Origin of the sequence: Corynebacterium sp. HMSC075F02 (assembly GCF_001838335.1) — a bacterium.
Lineage (GTDB): Bacteria > Actinomycetota > Actinomycetes > Mycobacteriales > Mycobacteriaceae > Corynebacterium > Corynebacterium jeikeium_D.
The window spans coordinates 1-5367 of sequence record NZ_KV836321.1 but is presented as its reverse complement, the minus strand read 5'-3'; the positions used below and the strand labels follow the sequence as shown (position 1 = coordinate 5367).

Here is a 5367-nt window from a genome sequence, read left to right as displayed (position 1 = left end):
TGGCATGCGGACACACTTTTCTTTACTTAACCCTCTAGCACGGCACGTCCACCGCAGCGATGCGGTGGGGTTGGATCGTGAGGCTCTCCCCGGTGGATTCGAGCACCGCGGAGATGGTGGAGGGGGTCATCATCACGATGGAGATCCAGTCATGGCTGGTGGCACCCGCATAGTCCACGTAGTGCAGGCGCACCTGTGTGCCCGCGGTATAGGCGCGGCGCAGCTCGGACATGATCTCCCGCGGCGAGCGGAAGGTCCGGGTGTCCGAGGCCTTCGTGCCGTCCGCCGGGTCCACGGCGATGGCCTGGTCGTGGGCGCGGCGAAAACCCTCCACGGCGCCGTCGATCTCCGAGGCGATCTCGGTGGAGTCCCCAGTGATGTCCATGATGTTGCGCTGGGGAGTATCCACGCGAGACGGGACACGAGCCGAGTGGGGTTCGGTGGCGGAGCCCTGCTGGAATGCCCTGGTGGCGTCGTCAATCAAATACCGCAGGGACTGGGGAACGGACGAGAGACCGCCGGGGGACATGCGATCCAGGAAGGCCTCGATGTCCTTCCATGGGGCGTCATAGCGCTTCGGCCCGATCAGGCTGAATACGTCGCCTTCGCGGCCGTCCTCGCGCACCAGGGTGGCGGTGAGCCCCAGACGGCGGCGAGACTGCAGGTCGGAGGTCATGCGGAACACCGGGGCAGGCAGCAGGTGAACCTCGTCGTAAATGATTAAGCCCCAGTCGCGGGAGTCGAACAGCTCCAGCGCCCGGTATTCGCCCTTCGACTTGCGCGTGACCACTTGGTAGGTGGCGATGGTCACGGGGCGGATCTCCTTCTTCTCTCCGGAGTATTCGCCGATTTCATCCTCCGTCAGGGAGGTGCGGCGCACTAGCTCGTCCTTCCACTGCCTGCCCGCGACGGTGTTCGTCACCAGGATCAGGGTGGTGGCCTTTGCCTTGGCCATCGAGGCCGCGCCGACCATCGTCTTGCCCGCACCACATGGCAGCACTACCACGCCCGAGCCGCCTTCCCAGAAGCTATCGGCCGCCATCTCCTGGTAGTCGCGCAGCTGCCATTCTTCGTGTTCCTGCGACAGCTCGATGGGGTGTGCCTCGCCGTCGACGTATCCCGCCAGGTCCTCTGCGGGCCAGCCGACCTTCAGCAGTTCCTGCTTGAGCCTGCCGCGCTCGGAAGGGTGCACAACGATCGAGTCCTCGTCGATCTCTGCGCCCAACATGGGCTTGATCTTTTTGTGACGCCGGATCTCCGTCAGCACAGCCCTGTCCGTCGTCTCTAGCACGAGCCCGTGCGCTGGGTGCTTGATGAGCTTCAGCCGCCCGTAGCGATCCATCGTGTCGGCAATGTCGATGAGCAGCGGCTGCGGGGCGGGGAACCGCGAGTAGGTTTCCAGCACGTCCATGATCTGCTCCGCGTCGTGCCCTGCCGCGCGGGCGTTCCACAGCGCCAGCGGGGTGATGCGGTAGGTGTGCACGTGCTCCGGCGCGCGCTCCAGCTCCGCGAACGGTGCCAGCGCGGTGCGCGCCTCCTGCGCCTGTTCGTGGTCGATTTCCAGCAGCACGGTCTTATCCGACTGCACAATGAGCGGTCCGTTTCCAATGCCCACGCTGTGTGTCACTTCCTTTTTGTTTATCGACGCCACCGCGACGGTGTTGCTCAAGCCAAAGACATCATTTTACGCTGCAGTGGTGCGAACTCGTGCTCCACTATGCTGAGACCCATGATTGCTCAGACGGGAAATCTGCGCCAATGGCAGTATTTCGTGGCTTTAGCGGAGACCGGTAGTTTTACAGCGGCGGCAGCGCGACTGGGAGTGAGTCAGCCGCCTGTCTCCAATGCCATTAAGCGCTTAGAAGCTGGTGTAGGTACACCGCTATTTATCCGAGGGGCGGGGGAAGTGAAACTAACCGAGGCAGGGTTGACCTTGCTTCCATATGCCCGGGTGATTAATCGCGATCTTCAGACTATGCATTCGATGATTGACGGTATCCGAAGTGGTGCGCAAAGCGGGTTTCGTTTGGCCATCAGTAGTGCGCTTCCAAGCGAGATAGGATCGCGTATTGCAGCAAAGGCACAGCAGCATGATGGAGTAGTTTTGTCGTCACTGCCTTCTGTTGAGATTCTTGCCCGTGTTGAAGAAGGCGCTATTCATGCGGGGCTTGTTCAAGCTCCGGTTCCCTTGGGTACTCACCGCAGTGCGAGGCAGTTTTCTCTGTCACGTGATCTAGTGGTGCCGCCGGGGTATTCAAGGTTGGATAAGACCTTGTCTCAATTGAATCTGCTGGTGGAGAACCTGAATGACAATTCAAGTGCAGCCAGTGGTTTGGCGAGAGAGCTATTTCGGTCGGGTGTGTCTTGCGAAATTAATGATTCAGAGGATGCTCTAGGTAGGGGCTTATTGATTGGAAGAGGGGAGGGGATGTCTTTGGTATTTCGCGGTTTTCACCAGTTTGACAATGCTATTGAGCTTCCTTCCCGTTTCGATTTTTCCGTGGATGTAGTGGTTCGCCGAGGTGGGATGGACAATGGCGCCGAGGCCATGGCGGTCGCCGAAAGAATTTGTCGAAGGATTAACCAATGACTGCACGGATGGAGATGGCCCTGGAAAACGTGTTGACGCGGTCGGGGTGTGAGGGATGGTGGTGTGCATCGCGACTGCACGATGGGGTGACTATCGGACGCAAACAAGACGAGAAAATTACGGTGGCATCCTTATATAAAATCCGGCTCCTCCACCTCACTTTGGAAGCGATTCAACGAGGTGATCTGGATCCTCGTCTTCGTGTTGACGTTGCACCGTCCAAAGGAACTTACGAAGGGTATGGGTTCGCTGCCTTTGATGACGCAGTGAACGTGAGTCTCCGAGACTTAATGAAACAAGTCGCATCGGTGTCAGATAACGTGGCCGCCCACGAGATTTTGCGTCTACTGCCTGCGTGGGCTCGAGAAGCATTTCTTAAACGGTTTCCACCTCATTATGACTTGCAAGATCGGAATAGCTTAGTGACGGCGGAGAAACAATTGCGTCAATATGTTCAATCCCAAGGGGGGAGTAGTACAGATATAGCGTTTTCTGCAGTCTCTTCGTTGGCGGAAATAACTAATGACTTGGAACAGGTTTGGAAAGACGATAGTGCAGCGGTACGTCGATCTATGTGTGAACTCTTGGGGTTGCAGGTGTGGCGTCACCGTGTTCCTTCAGGCTTTCCTCCAAGCGGCGTTGATATCTATGGAAAAACGGGCACTGTAGGACTTCTCCATGGTGAAGCTTCGATTATCCAGGTTGAGGGCGAGGAGCCCATTGTGGTGTCCATCATGCTGAAACAGGTGGTGCCAGAACAAGCAATGAGTACTCACGATGGTGCTATTGGCGAAGTGGCTAGACTGCTCGTGGACGCTCTTCGTTAGAATTTCTGCCACTTGAATACACACTTCTACCATCGCCTATATGTGAATGAAATGAGACAATTGCATTATGTGATATTGGTGGCATCCAATGCGTCTCACTTAACGTCACTCCCATGATGACTAAGCACAATCGTTTCCGTCAGTCGGTGATTGCACTCTGTTCGCTCTCCGCAGTGATGTTGAGCAGCTGTTCAGCTCTACCGTGGGAATCAGACTCAGACGTATTTCTCAAAGCTTTCAACGCGGGAGATGACAGCAAGGCTGCACGGTATCTGGATCATCCAGACCCGGAGCGCGCCCTTCATGAATTTCGGCAGTCACTTCATGGTGTGAAGGTCAACATCGAAAAATCTGATATTTCCAATGGAAAGCAGAATACTCATGTGACTTGGTCCAAAGATGGTGTGGAGTTGGAGAGCAATGGTCGGCTCGTCCTTAGTGGACAGGATGGTAAGCCTCAATGGTTGCCTTCGATCTTCGAAGCTCAGTTGAGCGATGATTCCGCACTCTTTTTTGCTGAAGATAAACAGTACGATCTTCCAATTAAAGATCGCTTGGGCAATGAATATATGACCTGGACGAAAGTTATTCAGGTACGAGGTCGCAAAGATATAGCCTCTAGAGCGCAGGAATTGGCCCAGATTTTTGCACCAGTGTCTCCCACAACGACTAAGGAGTGGATCGAGCAGACCTTGGGAGAGTCTCAGGATGAAGACACCGTGCTCCTCACTTTGAGGCAGGAAGAATTCCGGAAGATACAAGAGCAACTTAGGACCTTTGAGGGAATTTCCACTGTGGAGCAGGGGCGTCTCTTAAGCGTGTCCAAAACTCTTAACTCTCCGCTGGATGCTGAATTGAACAAATATTGGGAGTCAGTGCTCGATGCTAATTCAGGATGGTCGATACGCGCTGAGAGTTCACAAGGTATGACGACGGTAGCCTCTGAGCCGCCTCGCCGAGTTCAGCCAATCGCAACCACTCTGGATAACACACTGCAAAGCGCAGCAAAACAAGCAGTGGACAGTGAGCAACGTGCCGCAGTTCTAGTCGTGCTCAATCCTAGAACAGGAGGTGTCCTTGCCGTTGCACAAAATGACAAGGCAAATAACCAAGGGCCAATCGCACTCACCGGGCTATTCCCACCGGGATCGACGTTCAAAACTGTGACCACAGCGGCGGCACTAGAGGCAGGGGCAGTCAGCATGGATGAGGAACTACCTTGTCCTAGCAATATCACCGTCGCTGGACGCACGATTCCCAACGATCATGACTTCGATCTAGGTAGCGTTCGACTGGAAGAAGCTTTCGCCCAATCATGTAACACAACCCAAGCGGTCATTTCGGATCGTTTGGGAGAAGATGATCTGCAACGGACTGCTTTAGAACTCGGAATTGGCTCCGACTTCGACGTACCAGGGATGACCACACTTACTGGTTCGGTGCCGCGGACACCGGCTGGACCTCCTCGTGTGGAGGCTTCTATTGGACAGGGCGAGGTTCTAGCTAGTCCATTTGGGATTGCGCTCATGCAATCGACTGTCGCTAACGGCGGCTTGCTTGTTCCTCCACAGCTCATTCAAGGCGAACAGACAGTAGTGAATAAACAGGCAGACCAGCATGTTAGCGATACAACTATTCAAAGCCTCCGGACGATGATGAAATCAACAATTGACCACGGTTCAGCTAGGTCGTTGAGTGATCTTAGTGCACTTGGCGGAAAGACTGGTACAGCAGAAATTGATGGCAAGCTTTCCAATGGCTGGTTCGCTGGAACGACAGGGGAATTGGCGATTGCGTCCCTTGTAATCGAAGGAGATTCTTCTCAGCCAGCTGTGGAAATGGCCGGGCGTTTCCTTCGCTCGCCGGATGTTCAGAAATTCTCTGGAATTCAATAAACTTGCGTCATAACCTCTAGCACGGGTTAAGTAAAGAAAAGTGTGTCTTTTCCGG

General features: G+C 55.0%; 4 protein-coding genes. 3 read left to right on the top strand and 1 reads right to left on the bottom strand.

The features are described from left to right. Positions 1 to 34: 34 nt before the first annotated feature. Entirely contained in the window at positions 35 to 1615 is a 1581-nt protein-coding gene (locus HMPREF2920_RS09315; RefSeq protein WP_016421371.1) for a helicase-associated domain-containing protein, read from the bottom strand. A 114-nt stretch (positions 1616 to 1729) separates the two neighbouring features. Here HMPREF2920_RS09315 and HMPREF2920_RS09310 point away from each other — a divergent pair, with 114 nt between their 5' ends. The 3 genes from HMPREF2920_RS09310 to pbp2m all read left to right on the top strand — a co-directional run bounded on the left by HMPREF2920_RS09310 (position 1730) and on the right by pbp2m (position 5312). Beyond that, positions 1730 to 2590 carry a LysR family transcriptional regulator gene (locus HMPREF2920_RS09310; protein WP_012360809.1) on the top strand — a complete coding sequence of 287 codons (861 nt, stop codon included), beginning with the start codon at positions 1730 to 1732 and terminating at the stop codon, positions 2588 to 2590. After that, positions 2587 to 3417: a serine hydrolase gene (locus HMPREF2920_RS09305; protein ID WP_012360808.1), complete on the top strand. Its 831-nt coding sequence runs from the start codon at positions 2587 to 2589 to the stop codon at positions 3415 to 3417. The genes HMPREF2920_RS09310 and HMPREF2920_RS09305 overlap by 4 nt, the downstream gene beginning before the upstream one ends. 113 nt (positions 3418 to 3530) lie before the next feature. After that, positions 3531 to 5312, top strand: coding sequence for a penicillin-binding protein PBP2M (gene pbp2m, locus HMPREF2920_RS09300; protein ID WP_049172619.1), 1782 nt, complete (start codon positions 3531 to 3533; stop codon positions 5310 to 5312). Positions 5313 to 5367: the final 55 nt, after the last annotated feature.